The sequence below is a fragment of the Metabacillus rhizolycopersici genome, assembly GCF_020075705.1.
Genome location: NZ_JAIQUM010000275.1, coordinates 1 through 483 on the forward strand (window position 1 = coordinate 1; position 483 = coordinate 483).

Consider the following 483-nt stretch of genomic DNA (forward strand, 5'->3'; position numbering starts at 1 on the left):
CACGTTCACCACAAGAAGAACAGTCTTGTGATGTGTAGTGTGGTTCTACTTTTACAAGTAGCCCGCCATTTTTCTCACACTTATAAGAAAGCATTTGGCGGAACATTCCCCACCCTGCATCAGAAATCGATTTGGACAACTTACGATTCCGAACCATATTACGAATGTTCAGATTTTCCACGCATACAACAGAATAGGTTTGAGACAAGTTGTAGCTGAATTTGTGTAAGAAATCACGTCTTTGGTTGCCAACCTTTTCGTGTAACTGACGTATCCGTATCACCTGTTTTCTATAATTGGAAGAACCGCGTTTCATTTTCGAAAGCTTACGTTGGGCCATTTTTAGTTGTTTTTCTTTTTTTCGAAGGAATGTAGGGTTTTCGACTTCTCTTCCATCAGAAAGAACAGCATATTTATGTAGGCCAACGTCTATTCCGATTGCGTTGTTTGTATCAATATCAGATGGCAACTCTTGTCTTTCGA

Annotated in this window: 1 protein-coding gene; it reads right to left on the reverse strand. The window is 39.8% G+C overall.

The window, feature by feature from the left end; genetic code table 11:
* A partial coding sequence (locus K9V48_RS28580; protein ID WP_224142359.1) for an RNA-guided endonuclease InsQ/TnpB family protein occupies positions 1 to 483 on the reverse strand: 483 nt, incomplete at both ends.